The sequence below is a fragment of the Echinicola pacifica DSM 19836 genome, assembly GCF_000373245.1.
In the GTDB taxonomy this organism is placed as follows: domain Bacteria; phylum Bacteroidota; class Bacteroidia; order Cytophagales; family Cyclobacteriaceae; genus Echinicola; species Echinicola pacifica.
On record NZ_KB890758.1, the window covers coordinates 79721 to 103132 of the forward strand.

13 protein-coding genes and 1 tRNA gene are annotated in these 23412 nt (G+C 44.6%); 5 read left to right on the top strand and 9 right to left on the bottom strand.

Features of this window, described 5'->3' with window-relative positions:
- Positions 1–17 precede the first annotated feature (17 nt).
- Positions 18–1832: a M1 family metallopeptidase gene (locus tag B050_RS0120045; protein WP_018475746.1), complete on the top strand. Its 1815-nt coding sequence runs from the start codon at positions 18–20 to the stop codon at positions 1830–1832.
- 578 nt (positions 1833–2410) lie between these two features.
- On the opposite strand, the gene B050_RS0120050 is transcribed toward B050_RS0120045, so the two are convergent.
- From B050_RS0120050 to B050_RS0120065, 4 genes are read right to left on the bottom strand one after another with little or no spacing between them, the layout of a single operon-like run.
- The gene (locus B050_RS0120050; RefSeq protein ID WP_018475747.1) at positions 2411–5815 is read right to left on the bottom strand and encodes an efflux RND transporter permease subunit; all 3405 of its coding nucleotides are present in this window, start codon (positions 5813–5815) and stop codon (positions 2411–2413) included.
- Positions 5816–5817: 2 nt separating this feature from the next.
- Complete coding sequence (locus B050_RS0120055) at positions 5818–6951, bottom strand: efflux RND transporter periplasmic adaptor subunit (RefSeq protein WP_018475748.1); 1134 nt, start codon at positions 6949–6951, stop codon at positions 5818–5820.
- 26 nt (positions 6952–6977) lie between these two features.
- Positions 6978–8333: a TolC family protein gene (locus B050_RS0120060; RefSeq protein WP_018475749.1), complete on the bottom strand. Its 1356-nt coding sequence runs from the start codon at positions 8331–8333 to the stop codon at positions 6978–6980.
- A gap of 3 nt (positions 8334–8336) precedes the next feature.
- Positions 8337–8921 (bottom strand): TetR/AcrR family transcriptional regulator, encoded by a 585-nt coding sequence (locus tag B050_RS0120065; RefSeq protein WP_229802481.1) that lies wholly within the window; start codon positions 8919–8921, stop codon positions 8337–8339.
- A gap of 343 nt (positions 8922–9264) precedes the next feature.
- Here B050_RS0120065 and purL point away from each other — a divergent pair, with 343 nt between their 5' ends.
- A complete protein-coding gene (gene purL / locus B050_RS0120070; RefSeq protein ID WP_018475751.1) occupies positions 9265–12954 on the top strand; it encodes a phosphoribosylformylglycinamidine synthase in 3690 nt (1229 codons plus the stop codon).
- A gap of 160 nt (positions 12955–13114) precedes the next feature.
- Positions 13115–13187, top strand: a tRNA-Gln gene (locus tag B050_RS0120075).
- Between the two features lie 861 nt (positions 13188–14048).
- Here the strand turns inward: B050_RS0120075 and B050_RS23515 are convergent.
- Positions 14049–14222, bottom strand: a complete 174-nt coding sequence (locus B050_RS23515) for a hypothetical protein (RefSeq protein WP_157492918.1) — start codon at positions 14220–14222, stop codon at positions 14049–14051.
- A gap of 567 nt (positions 14223–14789) precedes the next feature.
- On the opposite strand from B050_RS23515, the gene B050_RS22725 reads away from it, so the two are divergent.
- Entirely contained in the window at positions 14790–15830 is a 1041-nt protein-coding gene (locus B050_RS22725; protein ID WP_018475754.1) for a glycoside hydrolase family protein, read from the top strand.
- Position 15831: 1 nt separating this feature from the next.
- On the top strand, positions 15832–17217 hold the full coding sequence (locus B050_RS0120105; protein WP_018475755.1) for an alpha-L-fucosidase: 1386 nt from the start codon (positions 15832–15834) through the stop codon (positions 17215–17217).
- A gap of 801 nt (positions 17218–18018) precedes the next feature.
- On the opposite strand, the gene B050_RS0120115 is transcribed toward B050_RS0120105, so the two are convergent.
- The 4 genes from B050_RS0120115 to B050_RS0120130 all read right to left on the bottom strand — a co-directional run bounded on the left by B050_RS0120115 (position 18019) and on the right by B050_RS0120130 (position 23412).
- Complete coding sequence (locus tag B050_RS0120115) at positions 18019–19071, bottom strand: serine hydrolase domain-containing protein (RefSeq protein WP_026236045.1); 1053 nt, start codon at positions 19069–19071, stop codon at positions 18019–18021.
- 190 nt (positions 19072–19261) lie between these two features.
- On the bottom strand, positions 19262–21373 hold the full coding sequence (locus B050_RS0120120) for a GDSL-type esterase/lipase family protein (RefSeq protein ID WP_044203125.1): 2112 nt from the start codon (positions 21371–21373) through the stop codon (positions 19262–19264).
- Between the two features lie 9 nt (positions 21374–21382).
- On the bottom strand, positions 21383–22150 hold the full coding sequence (locus B050_RS0120125; protein WP_018475760.1) for a creatininase family protein: 768 nt from the start codon (positions 22148–22150) through the stop codon (positions 21383–21385).
- Positions 22151–22236: 86 nt separating this feature from the next.
- The gene (locus tag B050_RS0120130; RefSeq protein ID WP_018475761.1) at positions 22237–23412 is read right to left on the bottom strand and encodes an AGE family epimerase/isomerase; all 1176 of its coding nucleotides are present in this window, start codon (positions 23410–23412) and stop codon (positions 22237–22239) included.

A 23412-nucleotide genomic window follows, 5' to 3' on the forward strand; every position in this document is an offset into this window, starting at 1 on the left:
CTACAATCCTTTTGGCCATGGGCCTGGGGCTGATTTGCGGAGCACAAGCCCAAAACGGCAGCTGGCAACAAGCTGTAAAATACAATATGGACATCGAAATGGATGTCGAAACCAACCAATATGAAGGTAGCCAGGAGCTGGAATACACCAACAATTCTCCCGACACCCTCTATAAGGCATTTTATCATTTATATTATAATGCCTTCCAGCCAAACAGCATGATGGACGTGCGCTCCAGATCCATCGCTGATCCAGATGGCCGGGTGAAAGACCGAATCGCCAACCTTAGCCCAGAGGAAATTGGGTATTTGAAGGTGAATTCACTCAAGATGAATGGCAAGAAGCAAGACTATGAGCATGTGGGAACCATTCTTGAGGTACAGCTATCCGAGCCCATCCTACCCAATAGCAGCGTGACCTTCAGCATGGATTTTGAAGGCCAGGTTCCCTTGCAGGTGAGAAGATCCGGGCGTGACAGCAAAGAGGGCGTTCGCTATTCTATGTCTCAGTGGTACCCTAAAATGGCCAATTATGACGATATGGGCTGGCATGCCAACCCCTATATCGGTCGAGAATTTTACGGCATCTGGGGAGATTTCGACGTGAAGATCACCATAGACAAGGAGTATATCCTTGGTGGTACAGGCTACCTGCAAAACCCCGGGGAGATCGGCTATGGCTATGAGGAAGAAGGTCAAAAAGTGAAACGCCCTCGAGGCAAAAACCTCACCTGGCACTTCAAAGCCCCTCAAGTACATGACTTCATGTGGGCCGCAGATCCAAAATACACCCATGACAAAATCCAGATGGACAATGGCATCACCATTCACCATCTGTACATCAAAAATAGCAAGACAGCCACCAACTGGGAGAAATTGAAAGATTATTCTCCAAAGGCCATGGAATACCTAAGCGAGCACTTTGGCCAATACCCGTATAAACAGTACTCTATCATCCAAGGCGGCGATGGCGGTATGGAATACCCTATGTCCACCCTGATCACTGGCGAAAGAAGCCTACCTAGTCTGGTGGGAGTTACCGTGCATGAGATGGCTCACAGCTGGTATCAGGGCGTATTAGCCACCAACGAATCCTTGTATTCCTGGATGGATGAAGGCTTTACAAGCTATGCTACCAACCTGACCATGTCCTCTATCTTCTCTGAAGAACCTACAGATTTCCCACAAAGAGGGGCCTACTCAAGCTACGAAAGACTAGCCACCTCCGGCAAAGAGGAGCCCTTGAGCACCCACGCCGACCACTTCCACACCAACTTCGCCTATAGCGCAGCCTCTTATTCAAAAGGCGCTGTATTCCTAGCTCAGCTGGGCTATATCATCGGCGAAGAAAACAGAGACAAGGCCTTACTCAATTATTTTAATGACTGGAAATTCAGACATCCCAGACCCAACGATATTATTCGTGAAATGGAAAAAGTGAGTGGACTGGAGCTAGACTGGTATAAGGAATATTGGGTATATACCACCAAGACTATTGATTATTCAGTGAAATCAGTGGAAGCCTCAGGGGATGGCACCAAGATCACCTTACAGCGAGACGGCCTTATGCCTATGCCTATTGACTTGGTCATCACCTATCAGGATGGCAGTCAGGAAATGGTGTATTTGCCACTGGTCATCCAGCGAGGCATCAAAGCAGAGGAAGCCAATATGCCTGCACGGGTAAAAACACAACGCTGGCCATGGACAAATATCACCACTGATATCCTATTGGATAAGGATGTGTCCACTATTCAGCAGGTGGAAATCGACCCAAGCAGAAGGATGGCGGATATAGATCGTGAAAACAACGTGTACAGCACCGAGGAATAATCCTGAAGACCTCCATCGAAAAATCACCTTATAGGAAGGCGAGAATTTAGCCTCTAAAGAAAGGAATAAATCACTAATTTTTAACAATGCCTGCCTGTTATTAGGCAGGCATTGTTGTTTTTGGAGGAGGCAGTGACGGCCATCTAGGATATATATGAGCTCGTCTGATCGTAGGCTATTCGATCAGCTAATTCCAGCCTGCTATACTTTAGCTCTCTGTAAACCTTCCATAAGCGACTCATGTGCGGGGATTTTTTATAATGACATAAGGTATAAGGGGCTTCCCTATTTATCTCCTATATCCCCCCACTGTTTAGTAAAGCCCTTAGTAGAGTAAAGGACGTCTTCTTTTTAGGGGAAACATTTAAACAAATAGCACTGGAAAATTTGGAGAAGGAAACTCAGGACTGACTCAGGGCCTACTCTATGAGCAAGTAAATCTATTCTTGTCCTTAGGTACGATCTAGAGAGACTGGTCTTGGTATGTTTTTTTATAGGCACAAAAAAAACCTCTGGAGCATTGTTCCAGAGGTTTTAACACTTAAAAAACCACCAACCTTTAAATAAATCTATATAAACTATTTTTTACGAATAGCTATATTGACTTTGTCTGCCAGTAAATACATGACAGGTACAATTACTAACGTTAAGAAGGTCGCAAAGGTTAACCCAAATATCACTGTCCAAGCCATGGGTCCCCAAAAATCTGCATTATCACCTCCTACGTAGAATTGAGGGTCGAATTCTGAGAATAAAGTGAAGAAATTTATATTCATTCCTATTGCCATCGGCACCAAACCAAGGATGGTCGTGATGGCGGTAAGCAATACGGGACGCAAACGAGTCTTACCACCTTCCACGATACTACCCATCACCTCAGAATACGGCAGATGCTCGTCTTCTGTAAGGTTCATCTCCGATCGCTTACGTTCCCGGATAAGATTAGTATAATCGATCAGTACGATGGCGTTGTTCACCACTACCCCGGCTAGGGAGATGATACCAATACCAGTCATGATCACCACGAAGTCCATATTGAAGGTGGCTAGACCAATAAATACCCCGATAGTACTCAATATCACTGAGCCCATAATGATAAATGGAGTCATGAGAGAGTTGAATTGAGCCACAATAATCAGGAAAATGGCAGCTACCGCTATCATCATCGCCCGCATTAGGAAGGCCATGGATTTAGCTTGCTCTTCTTGCTCTCCAGTAAACTTCACGTCGATGCCATCAGGAAGATCATAGTCAGTCATCATAGAGCGAATTCTGTCGTTGATTTCCGTTGGGTTGAAGCCTTCATTTACATTGGAGTAAATGGTGATAACCTTATCCAAATCCTTTCTCTTCACGGAGCCGTAAGTGGAGCTGTACTCTACATTGGCCACGGAGGTGATAGGGATATGGCGTTTATTACCGAACTTATCCATAAAGTAAACCTTCTTATTTACCAAGGCATCCACATCATAGCGGTACTTTTCGTCCAGTCTAAGCTGGATAGGATAGTCATCTTCTCCTTCTTTATACTTGGAAACTTCCAGTCCAAAGATTGCCGTTCTAAGTTCATTGGCGATAGTAGAAGTGGATAAGCCATATCTTCTGGCCTTTTCTCTATCGATATTCACCACCAATTCGGGCTTACCCGTCTCCAGGTCCATCTTTAATTCTTCTATTCCTCCTATATTGGCGGAATTGATGAACTCACGGATGTTTTCCACCTCACCGATCAGTTTATCATAATCTTCTCCACTTACCTCTATATTAATAGGCTTACCTACAGGAGGTCCATTTTGCTCTTTATCCACCGTAATCTGGACGCCAGGATATTTCACCATTGCTTCTCTGAGCTCTTCCATGATATCAGAGGTATTCTTACCATTTCGGTATTGATACTCCACAAAACTCACGGTAAGCATGGCCTTATGAGGGGTCACTCCCATGCTGGCGCCCTCGGAGGGATCACTAGTCCCCTCACCTACCTGCGCGATGAAGGCTTCCACAATATCCTTATGAGGTTTGATCAATTGGATGACCTCATCCTCCACGGTTTTACTAAATTCATTGGTCGCTTCTATATCCGTACCGATAGGATATTCGATGAAGATATTGACATAGTTCGGGTCGCTACTAGGAAAGAATTCCACTTTTGGAGACCGAAGCATAAGTAGTAATAATGAAAACACTAGCACTCCAAACATCCCAACCAGGAACAAATAGGGCTTTTTGCCATGGAGGGCAAACTTCAGCATAGCTTCATATTTCTCCTCAAGCCAAACCAGGAATACCTGCTGGAACCAGCGAATGGCCTTTTTCATAAATACGGCATTCACCAAAGTGATGATGGTGGCCAGCATCGCAATATTGGCGATGGTCACCGCACCTGCTATATAGCCGATCGTGGCGATGGTCAGCAGCGTCCCTGCGATCAGGAAGGAACGTCTTTTGGGCCTCACATCATCCAGATCCTGGATTTTCATAAACATGGCCGTGATTACCGGATTGATCACCAAACCCACAAAAAGGGAGGATGAAAGCACAATAATCAGGGTAATAGGGAGGTATTTCATAAATTCCCCCATAATATCCTGCCAGAATGCCAATGGAATAAATGCTGCCACGGTGGTGGCCGTGGAGGTGATAATCGGCCAAGCCACTTCTCCCACACCTTCTTTGGCGGCACGGAGAGGCTTCATGCCATCCTGCATCAGTCGGTAGATATTCTCTACCACCACGATACCATTATCCACCAACATCCCCAAAGCGAGAATCATGGAGAACAACACCATCATATTCAGCGTCACCCCAAAGGCATTGAGCACCATAAAGGAGATAAACATGGATAGAGGAATCGCAATCCCCACAAATAATGCATTTCTAAATCCTAAGAAAAACATCAATACCACAATCACCAAGATCACTCCGGAGATAATGCTATTCTCCAAATTGGCCACCATGCTTCGGGTAGCCTTGGACTGGTCATTGGTAATACTCACCTTCAGACCAGGAGGAAAATGCGTGCTTTTAGCCTCCGCAATGATTTCCTTTATCTTATCACTGGCGTCGAGCAGGTTTTCGCCACCTCGCTTCACCACATTGACGGTCACCACGGGCAGTTTGGATGCTCGGGCATAGGATTCTCTTTCTTTATAGGTATCTTTTACCTCGGCGACATCCCGAAGATAGACGATATTTCCCCCTTCATTCTTCACAATAATATCCTTCAGCTCCATGGGATCCTCAAATTCCCCTGTGATACGAAGTGCTCGTCGGAAATCGCCGCTGAGGATATTACCACCAGAGATGGTCACATTCTCCATGGAGACCGCATCCGCGATATCATTGAAGCTCACTTCACGGGCTTCCATCTTGAATAGATCCGCATTGATCTGAATCTCCCTATCAATGGTCCCTGTGAGGTCTGCCTTAGAAATCTCTGGTAAAGCCTCAATCTCATCTTCCAAATACTCGCCATATTCCTTCAACTCCTCCTGAGAATAATTTCCAGAAAGGTTTACGAACATGATTGGCATTTCGGAGAAATCCAGCTCGAAGATATTTGGATCCTGATCCAAGTCGGTAGGCAGTTCGCTTTTGGACTTGTCCACCGCATCTTTTACATCCTGCAAAGCCCTGGAAATAACGACATTAGGATTAAACTCCACGATGATGGTGGAGTAATCCTGTATGGAAGTGGACTCGATGGATTTCACATCCTTGAGTGACTTCAGTTCCTTTTCGATAGGCCGGGTGATGAGGTTTTCTATATCAACGGGCGAATTGCCGGGATAGCTGGTACCCACATATACGGTCGGGATTACGATCTCAGGAAAACTCTCCTTTGGCATCGTTTTATAGGCATATATCCCCATGAAGGTGATAATTAAGGACAGTATTACTACACTGATCTTATTATCAACGGCCATGGATGACAAGCCAAATTCCCGCTTTCCTTTTTTATTGTTAGTGTCCTGATCTGTCATGATTAATTTTTGACGATTTCCACATTAGCCCCTTCGGTTACTTCTCTGAAGCCTTTTTCTATGATCAGCTCCCCACCGGAAAGTCCTTCTTTGATTTCAGACTTCTGATGGTAGGTTTCGCCTTTGGTCACATATTGTTTGATGGCCTTATTGTCTTTGACCACATAGACGTATTCTCCAATATTATCACGCTGGATAAGATTGGTAGGCACAGTCACGGCATCTTTGTTTTCGTAATCCTTGATTTTCAGCACCGAGATCATATTAGGCTTGACATGCTTGAGGTTTGGAAGGAATACTTCCACCTTAAAGGTCCGGTTGCTAGGATTGATAATCGCCCCCACGGCCGTCACCTTGGTCTGGATCACGCGGTCAGTGGAGGGGAATTCTACCATCACTGAGTCGCCTTGCTCCAATACACCCACATAAGCCTCAGAGATATCGCCTTCTATATAAAGGTCACTATCTCCCACAAAGTTGATAATAGACATACCTGGCTGCACCAGTTCTCCTAATCTCACCGAAACGGTCTCCACGGTTCCATTATAGGGAGCTCTGATGGAAGCTTTACCCTTTTGGGTTTGCAGGGTTTCCAGGTTTCTTTCGAGGCTTTCCATGCGGTTTTTGGCCTCAAGGTACTGTACCTCCGTGCCGATTTCCCGATCCCAGAGTCTCTTTTGTTTCTCGTATAAAGTTTGGGCTAGCTCCATTTGAGTTTCGAGCTCAGCGATATTATTATCGACTGATTCGGCATCGATGCTTACGAGCACATCCCCTTTGGAGACGCGCATACCTTCTTTGGCCTTGATATCCTCGATACGTCCGGCGACTTCCGCTCCGATATTTACATTTTTCTTAGAGAGTACATTGCCTGTTACTTCCAGGAAATGTTCGAAGGCCTGCTTTTCGGCAGGGATGGTGGTCACAAGGACCGATTTCCTATTGGACATTGCAAAGGTGGTGTCCTCCTCAGAAATCTCTTCCTCCAGGCTCGCGATTTTATCTTTTAAGGAGTGATAATCGTCCTTATAAGTCGCCAATTGTTCTTTTTTGGCTTCAAGATCTTGCTCTTTTGGGCCACATGAAAAAGTCATCGCCACTATAGCTGCAAGAGACAGTTGAGAAAATGTTTTCATATTTGTCAAAGGGTGTAGGTGTTTGTTCATCGTAAAATTCCTAATGCTTTTTCTAAATCCACCTTGGCAATCAAGGCGTCATACAAGGCGGTATAATAATTAATTTCAGCTTCTTTCAGGTCAGAGTCCGCTTCCACCACCTCTAGGTTGGTGCCCACGCCTTCGGAATATTTGATTCGGCTAATCGTATATACCTCAGTAGCCAAGTCCATATTCTCACGCTGTACCTCGAGTGTTCTCAGGTTGTTTTGCAAGGTGGTTTTGGCTTGATAGCGCTCCACTTCGATGTTTTCGTCTAACATCACACGTTGGTTTTCGATCTGCTGAAGCTGAATTCTATTTTGCTGAATTCGCTTGGCCTTGGCCAGTCCATCAAAAATCGGAACGCTTAAGGTCACGCCCACAAAAGCCCCCGTGTACCAGTTGGCACCATCCCATACCGAGTTAAACTCCTGCCCGGCACCACTACGCTGGTAGGTAAAATTGGCATCTAGGCTAGGGAGATATTGCGCCGTATTATTCTTAAGGTCCAATCTCACCAAATCCCAATTGGTCTGTAATTGATCTACTTCCACGCGTCTATAGCCTGGGTTTTCCAGGAGCTCTTTTATTTCCTCAGGCTTGTTCAGGTCACGCAGAGTTTGTGTGATCTTCATCTCATAAGCCAGTGGAAGTCCCATTTGTACTTTGAGCAACTGCTTGCTGATATCGAAAGCGGCATTGATCTTATCCAGTTCGGTGCTCATATTATTATACTGCACCTTTACCCGGGAGACGTCGATCTTCTCTGCAAAACCTTCCTCATGCAAGGCCGTGGTTTCCTGAAGGAGGGAATCTATCCTTGCCAAGTTGGCCTCCGCGAGTTCCATTCGATCATGATTGACTAAGACGGTATAGAAAGCCTTCTTGACATCTTCTATCACATCATTTTCGGTCTTTTCACGATCAAATTCGCTAAGCTGCCTAACGGTCTTGGCGGCCTTTAACCCCACAAAATACGACCCATCAAAAATCATCTGAGTAACCGTCACCGAAATGCCACTCTGGTAGTTGACCCCAAACTGAATGGGGATAACATCGGAGGGGTTGTCAGGATCTGCAAAAGGGCCCTCATTGGGCAGAAACATCACTGGAATAGCGACGTTTTTGGTAAAATCAAAGCCTCCATTGATCTGGGGTAAGCCTTGAGCGACCTGCTCACCTACTGAAGCTTTAGAGGCAAAAGTCTCAAGCAATGCGTTTTTTGCATCGGCATTGTTTTCTAGTGCATATTGTACACTTTCCTCTAAGGTAAACTCCAACACTTCCTGTGCTGACACCTGACTGAACAGAAAGCAGGCCAGCAACATCCCTATTAGGGAGAACTTGGTTTTTAATTCCATGAATTAGTTCTGATTATTGATTTTATAAAATTGTTCACGTCCTTTATCGGTCAAAATACCATGTATAAAATGATCCATAAGTACCATCTGTACTTCCACCATGCTGAATTTTGAAGGGGGATAAATATTCGGGTCAAAGGTACTGGAAATCTGATTCATTCTCAATAAACCTAGCATCTCTGAGTTGACTTCTGGTCGAAATACCCCAGTCTTTTTTCCACGCTCCAAAACGCAAATAATGGTCTTCACGGCGCAGTTATGCTTAAAATCCTGACATAACTTCCAACACCTAGGGTAATACCGCTGGATTTCACTTAAAACCAGCGGATTTATATCTGAAAATCGATGTCGAATATATTTTGACACCTCCCTAAATACCTTGATCGGATCCTCCTCCGTGGCGATCAGGCCTTCAAAAAAAGCTCTATCCTGATCCATGGATCTACTAAAAGCCTCTATGACCAACTCCTCCTTATCCTTAAACTCCTGATAAATGGTCTTCTTGGATACTCCGGAAGCTTTGGCTATGTCCTCCATGGTCACATAGCGCACCCCAAGCCGGGTAAATTGATCTGAAGCGATCTCCAAGATTTTATTCCTCGTTTCCAATCGATTATTTTCTCTGATTTAACGATGCAAAACTCAGGAAACTTTATGAAACTTCAAAGTTTCCGCCAAATTTTATTCTATATTTCAGGGACTAATCAAAAACCTTACTAAAGTTCAAAGCCTTCCATAGGGCATAAAACCAAAGTTTATGCGGAAATCAGTGCACGATACTGAACAGGTGACCGCACGTATTCGAACAGTTTTTGAATTAGTTCATGGGGATAAATGAAAAAATAATTGGGTGGCTGGCATTTTGATTTAAAGTTTCCCTGCATTTATGTACCTTTGCTGCTTAATTTATGATCATCCAAGACACACGGACATGATTCTCTTTTTCCAATCTCCACAAAAAAGTAAAATTTACGCTGTGCAAACGCAGCAGCCGCTCGCACCGGCAGATCTACCTAAACTATCATGGCTATTCGGCGAGGCCAAAGTACTGGAACAAGATTCAGTAGTGGGCCTATTTGCCGGACCGCGGAAGGAAATGATCACTCCATGGTCCACGAATGCCGTAGAGATCACTGCCAATATGGGCATCCCGGGAATCTTCAGGATAGAAGAGTTTCTTGCTATTCAAGCGGATACCTCTATTGACCCCATGCTTCAGACGGTATATAAGGAGCTGGATCAGTCCATATTCACCATAGACCTACAGCCCGAAAAAGTGATTTCGATCACCGACATTCGTACTTATAACGAAAAAGAAGGCCTTGCACTGAGTGAAGAGGAAATAGAATACCTAGACAATGTCAGCAAAAATCTCGACAGACCATTGACGGACAGCGAGGTTTTTGGATTTAGTCAGGTAAACTCCGAGCACTGCAGACACAAAATATTTAACGGTACTTTTGTGTTGGACGGGGAAGAGAAAGAAAGCACCCTGTTTCAGTTGATCAAAAAGACCTCTATAAAACATCCCAACCGCATCGTATCGGCTTATAAGGATAATGTGGCCTTTGTCAAAGGACCAAAAGCTCAGCAGTTTGCCCCTAAAACACAGGATAAGGCCGACTACTTCCAGCCGGAAACCATAGACACGGTCATGTCATTAAAAGCCGAAACCCATAATTTCCCCACCACTGTGGAGCCCTTCAATGGTGCTGCTACAGGAGCAGGAGGGGAAATCAGGGATCGACTAGCCGGTGGCACTGCCTCCATTCCTCTCGCAGGGACGGCGGTATATATGACCTCCTACTCCCGGGCAGAAGCTGGGAGAAGCTGGGAGAAAGACCTAGCCCCACGCAAGTGGCTCTACCAAACTCCAGAAGACATCCTCATCAAAGCCTCCAACGGGGCGAGTGACTTTGGAAACAAATTTGGCCAGCCCGTGATCTCAGGAAGTGTCCTGACTTTTGAGCATGAGGAAGGTGATAAGCATTATGGATTCGATAAAGTAATCATGCTCGCTGGCGGAATCGGTTTTACCCGAGAGAAGTACAGCCTCAAAAACACCCCTTCAAAGGGTGATAAGGTCGTGATCATGGGCGGTGACAATTACCGTATCGGCATGGGTGGAAGTGCTGTGTCCTCAGTAAACACCGGAGAATTCAGTAATTCTATCGAATTAAATGCCATCCAGCGATCCAATCCTGAGATGCAAAAAAGGGTGGCCAATGTAATCAGAGCCATGGCTGAAAGTGACGATAATCCCATTATCTCCATACATGACCATGGTGCTGGCGGACACTTAAACTGCCTCTCTGAGCTCGTCGAAGAGACCGGTGGATCCATTGATATAGACAAATTGCCAGTGGGTGACCCTACCCTATCGGCTAAAGAAATAATCGGTAATGAATCCCAGGAAAGAATGGGATTGGTCATCAGCCAGGAGCATGTGAATACGCTTCAGAAGATCTCGGAGAGAGAAAGAGCGCCATTCTATGTGGTGGGTGAAACCACCGGGGATATGCATTTCAAATTTGAGAATAAGCTGACAGGAGAAAAACCAGTGGACTGGGATCTGTCTCATATGTTTGGCAGCTCTCCAAAGACCATCCTAACCGACAAAAAGATTAATCCAAACTTCGCTGAGCCAGCCTATATCACTGAGAATATCGGCTCGTATATCAAGGAAGTATTGCAGCTGGAAGCTGTGGCCTGCAAGGACTGGCTCACCAATAAGGTGGATCGATCTGTGACTGGCCGTGTGGCTACACAGCAGAGTACTGGCGCGATCCAAGTTCCTCTGAATAATGTGGCGGTGATGGCCATAGACTTTACAGGTAGTAAAGGAATCGCTACCTCCATCGGACATGCTCCCGTGGCTGCACTTGCAAACCCTGAAGCAGGCTCCAAACTGGCTATCGCTGAGGCATTGACCAACTTGGTTTGGGCTCCTATCGAGGAGGGACTATCGAGTGTTTCTCTAAGTGCCAACTGGATGTGGCCTGCCAAAAATGAAGGCGAAAACGACAGGTTATACCGTGCCGTGGAAGCGATCAGTGAGTTCGCCATCGAATTGGGCATCAATATCCCAACAGGAAAAGACTCCCTGTCGATGACGCAGAAGTATCCTGATGGCAAAACTGTCTTCTCACCGGGGACCGTCATCATCTCCAGCGTTGGGGAATGCTCGGATATCCGAAAAACCGTCAACCCTGACCTTAAACCTATCGAAGGAAGTAAGGTATATCATATAGACTTCTCTAAAGACCAGCCACAACTGGGCGGAAGTAGCTTCGCACAGGTGATCAACAAAATCGGTAATACTCCTCCAACAGTGAAGGACAGCGCCTATTTTGTAAAAGCCTTTGGAGCGATCCAGGAGCTCGTACAGGAAGGCCTATTACTGGCTGGCCATGACATCAGTTCTGGCGGCTTGATCACCACTTTATTGGAAATGTGCTTCCCGACCAGCCAGTGTGGCTTACAGGTAAGCCTTTCTGCCCTTAATGCCAAAGACCCTATCATCGGCTTATTTGCCGAAAATCCTGGGGTAGTCATTCAGGTGAAGGATGAAGTAGCAGTTCAGGAAATATTAAGTAAATATGGCGTTAGCTTTAGCCTCCTTGGGGAGCTAAGTCTTGACGGCACACTATCCATAGCGGAGCTAGGACTAAATCTGGCCATCGAGGAGCACAGAGACATCTGGTTCAAGTCTTCCTACCTATTGGATAGGAAACAAAGTGGAGCAGCGCTGGCCGCAGAGCGCTATGCCAATTATAAAAATCAGGAGCTCAGCTATCAGTTTGGAGCGAACTGGGAGGGCTCATTTGATAAGTACAATCTAAATCCATTCCGTAATGACCGCAGCGGCCATAAGGCGGCGATCATCAGAGAAAAGGGCGTCAATGGCGACCGTGAGATGGCCTATGCACTATGGTTGGCGGGATTTGATGTGAAGGACGTACACATGACCGACCTGATCGCGGGAAGGGAAAATCTTGAAGACGTCAATATGATTGTCTTTGTAGGTGGATTCTCCAATTCTGATGTGCTAGGATCTGCCAAAGGCTGGGCAGGAGCATTCCTTTATAATGAGAAGGCTAAGCAGGCCTTGGACAATTTCTACGCAAGACCTGACACCCTCAGCTTAGGCGTATGTAATGGATGCCAATTGATGGTGGAGCTGGGCTTGATCAATCCTGAGCATAGCGAGAAGCCAAAGATGCTTCATAACGATAGCCATAAATTCGAGTCCGGATTTGTCAATGTTACCATTCCACAAAATGATACCGTGATGTTTGGTAGCCTTTCCGGCCAGAGACTAGGTGTATGGGTAGCGCATGGTGAAGGTAAATTCTCCCTTCCTCAAGAGGAATCTGCCTATCAGGTGGGGATGAAGTACAGCTATGAAGCTTATCCCGGCAATCCAAATGGTTCGGATCATTCCGTTGCAGGCCTTGCCTCAGCAGATGGCCGTCACTTGGCCATCATGCCACATATCGAGAGATCCTTGTTCCCTTGGAACTGGCCTTATTATCCTGCCGATCAAAAAGCGGAGGAAGTAAGTCCATGGGTGGAGTCATTTGTAAATGCAAAAGAATGGGTCGCTAACCATTCCAAATAAGATAATAAGGCACCTTGAAGTCAGTAGATTTTTTCTTACTGACTTCAAGGAACTTACCTATTATCCCTAAAAAAACTTTTACTGAGTATTTGCATTAAATAAAAAAGCACGTACCTTTGTGTCACAATTAAGGCAAACGAGGCTTTAAAACAACAAATACTGACCCATGGTGTAACTGGCAACACGTCTGATTTTGGTTCAGAAGAGTCTAGGTTCGAGCCCTAGTGGGTCAACAAAATTTCATACAATCCAATCAGGGCGTCCAAAAACGCCCTTTTTTTGGCTCCTATCGCAAATGACAATAGGGATTTTTGAAAGCTTGCTTTCGAGGTATTTCCGAGGAAAATATCACTTTGGTAAATTGCAACGCAAATGTAGCTTTGATCCATGGTGGATCGGAAAAGATATCCTGACAAGCCTTTATCTAAGGGTCATCATCAACTCTAGGAAAAAAGATATAAACCTAAAACTTAATCAGAAGGCAGATTGGTTTGATTTCCTCACGGAATGGTAACTACCATTGAAATGAAATGATTTAGAACATCAGGACGTCAATTAAATTCTCGCGGATATAGAATCCAAAGCCACAGATTTTTTTCCAGTACCACCTTCAGTACCTTCTTCTCCCAATAAGATTTTTCTATATGAGCTTTAAACCTGTCTCCTTAAAAAAGACTTGTTGCTTATTATGAAAATAAGATACAAGACAAGCCTCGATCCAATGAACCAAACTATAAATCGTCTCCAACTCAGAAAGTCACCTTAAATCACTTAAAAAAATGGAAAGCTCAATTGCCATCTTCCTAACTCACTAACAGAACCGCCCTACCCTCCTGGATAAATTTCAACTTTATTATTTCTAAGTTTTTCAGTAAATTCCTTTATAGAGTTTACACCAGCAATTCAGAAAGCAGACAAGCCTGTGCTATTGCTAAACTGTCATCCCCTAGACGGTGTAACGATCACGAGGAATGGCATTCTATTTAAACAGGCCTTTAGGACTATAAGAAGGCAATTCCCCTTCTACTTTTTTAGAAAAATTATCGCTATTAATAAATTGATTAGTTAGATATTCAGGCGCTTCTTTCGCCTCCTCAGGTATTCCCATGAATCTGAATAGTGACAGTTTGAATAAAATGATCATCTGGACGGATAATCCCGGAAAGTGTTTTCACTATCTTCTCGTTTCCGACAAAAGTAAGGCTGATTTCATAGGGACTTTTTCTACGAGCAGTTTCCCTCTCAAAATAGGCTGAAATAAAACCCATGGTTTTATAGTTTGGTTTACAAAAATTTAGTTGAGGAACTAATTCTAATGGGAAAATAGAGAGATACTAAAAAGCCTCTATTTGGAGGCCCACTGATATGGATTGGTTTTCTGGCCTTTTGCTCTTCATTGGATGTTTCTTGATCCTGCTTAAAATCAATGCTGCCCTTGACAGCTTCACTCATTAATGAATCTAGTATTCAGAAAGTCGTACAAGTTTCAACAGCCACTTTGTCTTTATGAATAGTAGAACCATTACAGTTTTCATATATAATCAAAAATCAATTTAGTTTCTGCAATTTCGACATCGAAAAGTACCGTAAGGAAGCGTAAGTTTTGTAGTTTTAGGAATAGGATTCCTTTGGTGAGTCGCATACTTCATAAATGAGCCATAATTCTGATCAGATAAATCAAATATAAGAAGTGAGGTAAATGTATATCCGTTTCATATCCTTATACATTCTCCCTTTTAAAAACAGAATACCTATAGATCGAGTACACCATAGACAATGGAAGGGCTCTGTGGCACAAGACAATTATACATTAAAAATTGATAAAGAATAACTTGATGAGAATAAATAAAACACTGTGGATAGGCATTTTGGCACTCTTTATTACTTCAGAGCTGCTAGCCCAGGACAAGAAATTTGCTGATCAATGGGAATATGTGGGCATCGCCATTGATGAGCCTGGATACACCGTGTGGGGATCCTCTCCTGTAATGGATGAAGAAGGAAAAGTGCATCTTTTTGTAGCCCGGTGGAAGGGGAATACCGTGGAGCCAGGATGGCGATCAGGGAGTGAAATCGCCCATTACGTAGGCGAGGGACCTGAGGGACCTTTTACCTTTTCGGAGGTGGCTATTGCTGGAACCGGCTTGGATACCTGGGATCGTTTTGGGGCACATAATCCTGCCATACATTATATCAATGGGAGGTATGTATTGCTATATATCGCCAATGACAACCCTAACCGGCCAGCACATCCTTCCAATCAAAAGATAGGAATGGCCACTTCAGAGAGTCCTTATGGTCCATGGAAAAAAGTCAATAAAGATGGGCTGATATTGGATGTCCCTAAAGACCCACAATACTGGAACTATCAAGCGAGCAACGGGGTCAATAACCCCGCACTCTTAAAGCATCCAAACGGAGGCTATTATTTGTATTTCAAATCAGAGAAGGCCAAAATGGGACTTGCAGTGTCACAAAGCTTAGAAGGCCCCTATGTACAACTTCCTTTCCCGGTGACGGCCAACGACTCCAATATTGAGGATGGCTATGCCTTTAGGTATAAGGGTAAATTTGCCTTACTTACAACGGACAATCATGGCATGATCGAAGAAGGCGGTGGCTTACTTTGGCTGTCTGATGATGGGATTACTTTCAAAGAATACGAAAAGGGGTTTCATCGTATTAATGCCTATATGCCTATAGATATGTCGAAAGTGGCCGTCCACTATGGCCCCAAAAATCTTCCCTATGCCAAATTTGAGCGTCCTCAACTCCTAATTATAGATGATAAGCCTCAATATCTTTATGTACCATCAGGCACCAATGTTTTTGGCGGAGATTATACCGTAAGTTATATCCTGAAATATAAGGAGTAAAATGTCTAAAAAATTTCTATCGCTATTGATTTGGTTTTCTATAGCCTTGGCCCAGGTCTTTGCCCAGGATGGGCAGACTGTACCAGTACCTAGTCCTGCACAGCTGACATGGCAAAATGCAGAGCTGGCGGCTGTTTTCCATTATGACCTGCACGTATTTGACGGAAAGAAATATGTGCAGGGAGAAAATAGAATTACTCCAGTAGCTGATTATTCTATTTTCAATCCCAAAGAATTGGACACCGACCAATGGATAAGGTCAGCCAGGGATATGGGTGCCAAGATAGCCATTCTTACCGCGACACATGAAACAGGCTTTGCCCTTTACCAAAGTGATGTCAACCCCTACTCATTAAAGGCGGTAAACTGGCGAGAAGGAAAAGGTGACTTAGTGGAAGATTTTGTGAATTCATGCAGGAAATATGGCATAGAGCCGGGAATTTATATTGGCATTAGGTGGAATTCATTTTATGGCATCCATGACTTTAAAGTTCAGGGAGACAGCGAATTTTCCCAACACCGGCAGCACTATTATAATCAGATGTGCGAGGGTATGGTGGAAGAGCTTACTTCCCGGTATGGGGATTTGGCGATCATTTGGTTTGATGGCGGAGCTCATGGGCCAGCGCAAGGAGGCCCTGATGTACAAGGGATAGTGGAGAGGAATCAGCCGAATACTATCTTCTACCATAATCTGGACCGGGCTGATATCCGATGGGGTGGAAGTGAGTCCGGAACGGTCCCCTACCCTTGCTGGGGTACTTATCACAGCTCCTCCTGGTTTGCCAACAGGGGAGATTCCATTGACTTTAAGCCCATAAAATACGGAGACCCTGAGGGTCAGTTTTATATGCCAGCAATGAGCGACGCCCCATTGAGAGGATATAATGGAAGGCATGAATGGTTTTGGGAACCAAATGACGAAGCACATATTTTCCCTCTGGAAAACCTGATGCATATGTACATAAATAGTGTGGGACATAATAGCACCTTGATTTTGGGGATTACCCCAGATGATAGAGGCCTGGTCCCTGTGCCGGATGCAAAAAGAATGAAAGAGTTTGGGGAGGAAGTAAAAAGTAAATTCGCTCAGCCAATAGCAGAAACCTCCGGAATTGGAAATAACATCATGCTTGCCCTGAGCCAAGGTGAATTGATCAGGCATATAGTACTTCAGGAAGATATTCGGTCTGGAGAGCGGGTCAGAGCCTTCGTAGTCGAAGCAAAGGTCAAGGGACAATGGGAGGAAATATATGAGGGAAGTTCCATAGGCCATAAACACATAATACCAATAGAAACGCAGGAAGGGAAAGTAGTCGATGGCTTAAGACTGCTGATCAAGCAGTCAAGGGGGGAACCTATGATTAAGGCTCTAAAGGTCTATTGAAACACAGCTCCTTTATTGCTAATTAGGAAATCTACCCAGACCTCATAGGTACCTTAAAAATACTTCTCCCATATATCATACGGGACGTATTTTTTTATTTGACCCGCTTACCTTCTAGGCGACAAAATTATGATTGTCGAAGACCAAAGCTTCCTAGCCTATATTCATCCTTACCTCACACCATAGGTGATTTTTCAATGCTTCCATGGCCGATTCATTTCCCCCCCAAAGGCATGCTTCTCATAAGTATCCCCGTCCCCCCTCCTTGTAGTGAGCATTCCTTTTTTAATTTTTGAGATGTAGAAGACCATTTTAATAAATAAAACTGTAAAAGCGATGGTAACCAGAATCTGAATTAATATAATTATCCACCTAATAATAAAGCCTATTAAATACAACCGATTAAATCTGTTTAGAGCAATTTTATTTTAATTAACAATTAATTACCATACTTAGATGATACTAATAAAAAAACAGGTTCACCGCTACACAAAACTTATTTAAGTATATAAAAACAGAAAGCCTTCATAAAGTCTCTATTCTTTATAAAAACAATGCCTAAACCATTAAATTTTAATTTCTTTTCAAACAAATTACACACACTATATAATCTATGCTTAACTATAGAGAAATTGGAATCAAGCCATCTCACTTCTCACTTCATCTTCGACCAAAGGCCCCTAAGGTGCAATAACCTCTGGAAGTCCCTTCCACGTTTTTGGCCAAAATATGCCTGATAAGGGCAGGATATAATCCGCTATCAATCTAAGTATTAATCCCTTGGCATGGAATATCCCATAATTATGAACTTTTCTTTTTCACTATTTTCACAATGCGACTGTATATAATTTCTGCCAGGCTCCAGTCGTAGCCCGTAAAATTCGTGGTATTGTTAAACTGAATAATCACGGCATCCATCTCCTTATGGTACCTTGCAATGCTTTGGTAGCCCGGTATCAGTCCAGTATGCTCAGAGGCATATATAGAGGTATAAATGGCCTGCTCTCCTTCTTTAAACAGCGAGCCCTCATTCAATGCCCGAAGGAATACCGCCACATCCTGAGCAGTGGCCAGCATGGAGCCATAACTATTCAGTCCATAATCTACGGTCTTAATATCCTCCTCAATTCCCACATAATAGCCTCCCATCAACTCGTCAATAGCTACTTCATCTAGCGAACCAAAGGTATGGTTTAGATTTAAAGGAATTAATATTTCTTCCTTGATATACTCATAGTTATTATACCCCAATTCCTTATCGAGGATCTTGCCTATCAGCAGATAATTGGTATTCGAATACCTGTATTCCTCATCCGGGGCGAAGTCTGCCGGCTGGTCCAGTACCAGCCTCAGCTGCTCATCAGCATCGATGGGTGGATCGACCCAAAAATTGGGGACATCGGTAAAATTGGGTATGCCAGTCCGGTGCTGCACCAACATCCTCAGGCTAATTTTATCTGAATTTTCTATTCTTCCAGCTAGCTCAGGCAGGTAATCCGCCAGGCTAGCATCCAAGGATAAACGTCCCTCATTGACCAATTTGGCCACCGCCACGGCCACATATAATTTGGTAATACTTCCTATCTTAAACAGAGCCTGGGGATCAGCTGGCACTTTATCCTCTCGATTATGCCAACCGGCTGCATAGCTAGCCGGAGGCTTTCCTGCCTGATCCACATAGACAATTATTCCATCAAAATCATATAGAATGGCTTGCTCAAGTTGCTCCTGCACAGTAGCAGGCAGTGGCATTATCCATGCTTTAACCAGTATCCAAGGCACAAAATACAATGAGCCTATGCTGACAATTATAAAAATTATTCGAGCTATCCGCTTCACTTTTTTATTGCTCATATTGATTTTGGAGTATCGTAAGTCCCACCATAGCGATGAGGAGGCTATCAGCAAGCCTCATGGTAAAAAAGAGCTTTTATATTACTGAGGTCCAATAATAAACAAAATAACTTAAACCTGCCTCACTATACCCTTCTCTTTCAGCAATTTAACCAATATTATAAAAAATAAGATCTAATTTTTACCAAGTTTATTCCTGGCTGATGTGGCCTGATCCTTTGAGGGAATAGTGCTGGGTACTCATTGGCATTCCCGAGGAATTGGTTAAGTTGGCCTTGGTATAAGGCTCATAGCCATAGGTCACTTTTTGCAATTCAAAGTGCGGAGGAATGGGCAGATGCAGCTGTTCATTTCGGATTTTGCCGGTGACGCATAGCGACTGACCTCTAGTATCCTCAAGGATAAATCCTAGAACTTCCCCTCCATCCAGTGTCTGTAATCCTTCCTTAAACTTAAAGTAAACTATAAGTTCCTCAGGGAATACCTGGATGGAATCGATCACTGGAGCATCGGCCGGAAGAGGTTTATGATAGGTTTTGGCAAGGGCCAGTCTTGCTAGCCTCTCACCTACCTGCTTCTTTTCCTTCGGATGTACCTCCAGGGAATCGCCCAGGTCTAAGGTCACCGCCATTTCAGTATATGGATCCCTTTGGGCTAAATCCAGCTGCATTTCCCTGAATTTTGGCCAGGAGGGACGTGCCATACCAGGGAGCTGTACCAGGTAAATGGGAAGTGAATCGTTGGCCCAGCGATTACGGTAACTATCCACCATGGTCGAGAAAAGCCTTTTATATAAAGTAGGGTTATGGGTGTTACTTTCTCCCTGGTACCATAGGATTCCCTTTATCCCGAAGGGAGTCATATTGCTAATAGCCGCCTCATAAATATAAGAGGGCTGATAAGGATGCCGCTGCTGTCCCTCATACCCCTCTCCAGTATTCATTGCGGCCCTTTCCCTCACCCAAGGCATAATAAAATCAGAGTTTTGCCAGTCATCGAACAGGTCCACCAGTAAATCATCCTCCCACAGACTTTCCCTATCCACAAAGGCCTCTATGGGAGCTCCTCCAAGGGAAATCTGCACCAATCCTATCGGAATGTCCATTTCCTTTATAAGGTCGGTTCCAAAATGGTAGGCGACGGCCGAAAAAGTTTCTCTTTCACTATTCCATTGTCCTTGGAAATACGATAGATCATTGACTTTCATAAGGGTAGAATCCCCCCAAAGTCTATTATCTGTTGGCTGAATCGCATTATACTTAAAGAGTTTTAGACGCTCAGGCTTCTCTGTTGCCTGCTCTATCTGCCATGAGCTGGATGAAGAAAGGGGAAAATCCATATTTGACTGGCCCAGGCATAGCCACAGATCGCCCACCCAGATCTCCTCCATTCTGATGGTATCGGTGGCATGGATTACCTCCATTGTAAAAGGTCCTCCCGGCTGAATCTCTGTCAAAAAAAGCTCCCATTGACCATTTTGATTGACTTGTACGCTTATTTCCTTGCCCTGCATCCTTAGCCATACCGTCTCTGAAGGAGTCCCCTTCCCATTTATCCGTATCCTTTCGCCACGTTGGAGGAGCATACCATTACTGAAGAAATCAGGAAGCTGTAATCCTCCACCCTCCACTATTAAGGAGCTGTAGGCCGTGGCAGCCAAGATTTTTGCGCCCTCCGCGGTGGGATGAATAGCATCAGGAAAGAGATCCGGCCGACCAATTAATGGTTGAAAAAAATCGATCAAATCCACCTCATTGGCTTGGGCTACCTGCCGGATCTCGGACCTAATCTCCTTATGCCATTCATAGGTTCCAGACTTGAAGCGTGGGTGCTCGCTATATAGGGGTGTCAATAAGGCTATATAAATTTTCATTTGGGGATTAACCGCTCTCAATTGAGCAATGAGCCAGGAATAATCCGCCAAGAAGTTTCCCCCATGATCCGGCCAATTTCGTGGGTCGGTATCATTCAAGCCCAAATGAATCAGAGCTATGTCTGGTCCATAAGCCAGGGCCGCGGCAAATTCCTCAGTCTGCGCATAAGGCCGATGCCCCTGCCGAAGCAGGGTGGCCCCACTGTGTCCATAATTCCTAACTTGATAATCCTCCCCCAATAACTGCTGCAACTGCACCGGATAGGCATTTTGCTCCCGATCCACTATTCCTAAACCATAGGTAACCGAATTCCCCATACAAGCCACCTTGATGGGGGGCTGGGCATGGGCTGTGGACATGCAAAGTATCAGTATCATCAGGAAGGAAACTTCCTTAAGTCTTCTCCAAAGCAGGGAGTTTATCATCATCAGAAATGTTTATGAGGAGTAAATATCCTGTGGTGCTACCTGATCCAATTCCACCAAAAACGCCTTCATCTGGTCCGTCAAGGCTTCCAGAAACCGCTCCCCCTTTTGGGCACTGGCCCGCTGGGGATTTCCCACTCCCGTATCAGCACTTACCTTCTGCCAATTGCGAGGAGTCCAAGCCAATTTATCTTTCAGGCCCTTCAGCCCAAAGGCCTTGGTCTGACCGAGCCCCGCCTGATCCAGCGGTAGCACATCATCAGGGAAGAAATATTGCATGATACTGGTCTCCATCTCTCCAGCATGATCCCCGGGTTCATCAAAATAATCCTTATTTTCCATAACCCGAAACCAATCTATAAGGCCAATAAAAGAAGTTTCAAACTGTAACTGAAGTTCTCTAATAAGCGGTTTGAAATCATTACCTCCATGGCTATTGATGATCACCAATTTGGCTATCCCCTGCCGATCCAAAGAAGTCATAATATCCCTAAGAATAGCCAGTTGGGTTCCTGGGCTGGTGTTTAGACAAAATGGATAATCCACCTGCCCGGGATTTTGCACCCCCAAAGGAATGGCAGGAAGTACCATGACTTTTGTACCCTCGGCATATGCTTTGGCGGCTGTCATCTCAGCTATTTTCTCAGACTGTAAGGTATCCGTCCCATAAGGCAAATGGAGATTATGAGGCTCTGTTGCCCCCCAAGGCAATAATGCGATACCAAATTGCTCCTCTTGCAGGCTTTTCCAATTGGTTTTATTTAGAATATAATTCTTCATACTAATCATTAAAATTGAGTCCTGAAGTCCCGCTTAATCAGCCCCTTCCTAAAAACCATTATTTAACCGGCAGAAAATCATCAAGTTTACCTCAGACCTTTCTCCAGGCTTTTCCATACTTGGAATAAAGCTCTTGGGACATGAAAGCAGCCTTTCCACTTCCCGCCCTTTAGGTCGAGCAGCACCTCGCCTTTTCTATTAAGATAGCCAAACCACTCCCCATTTTTGGGATCGTAAAATTTGCCCCAGGCATAATTATGTACTTTCTCAAACCAAGCCATACATTCCGGATTGCCTGTATGCTCATAGCCTTTGGCAAGAGCGACCAAGGTCTCCAGGTGAACCCACCATAATTTCTGATCCCATTCCAGCTGCTGGGGAGGATGGCCCTTGCTATCAAGGAAATAAAAAACACCCCCATATTCTTTATCCCAGCCCCGCTCAAGCTGCTTGAGCATGATCTCCACCGCTCTATCGGCTAGCTGCTGATCGCCTCTTCTTTTGGCAATATCCATCATAAACCACATGGCCTCTATAGCATGTCCGGGATTCAACAGACGACCTTCAAAGGTATCAGAGAATTCATTTTCTAAGGTCCTATTTTCGAACATGAGCAAAGTCTCCGGGTCCAGAAAATTCACCATTACCTCCCGGATACAATCATCCAGGGTTTTCTCCACCATCTCAGAGGGCAGCAGGGACTCCAGCTCCAAGCAGAGATTACTGAGAATCATGGGCAAGGCAAAGTTTTTTAGTGGGCGGGTTCCTGGAAAAGCCTTATTATACTTGCCTTTGGGGTTTGCCTGACGCTCAAGAATACGTTGAAAAATCCCTACGGCCTGATCCGTATAAACCTTCTCTCCAGACACCAAGCCATACTTCCCAAATGCCATGGCGGCAAAGCAATCGGAAAAAATATTATAAGGCTGCACTAAGGGCGCCCCCTCCTTGGTTAGTGAGAAATAAAAATCCCCATTATGATCCCTTCCATAGTTGGAGAGAAAGCTGATTCCTAATTTTGCCATGGCAAGCCAGTCCTCACGGGGCTCCACCTGCTGATAAAGCAGGCTGAACATCCAAGCCTGCCTGCCTTGGAGCCAAAGAAACTTGTCTGTATCATACACATTCCCCTGCCGGTCCAGACAGGTATAATACCCGCCATTTGTCCAGTCCGGAGAATGCTTTTCCCAAAAAGGAATCACATTCTCCAAAAGCGAATCACGATATAGCTTACTATATTCTTCTGGTCTCCACTGTTTCAT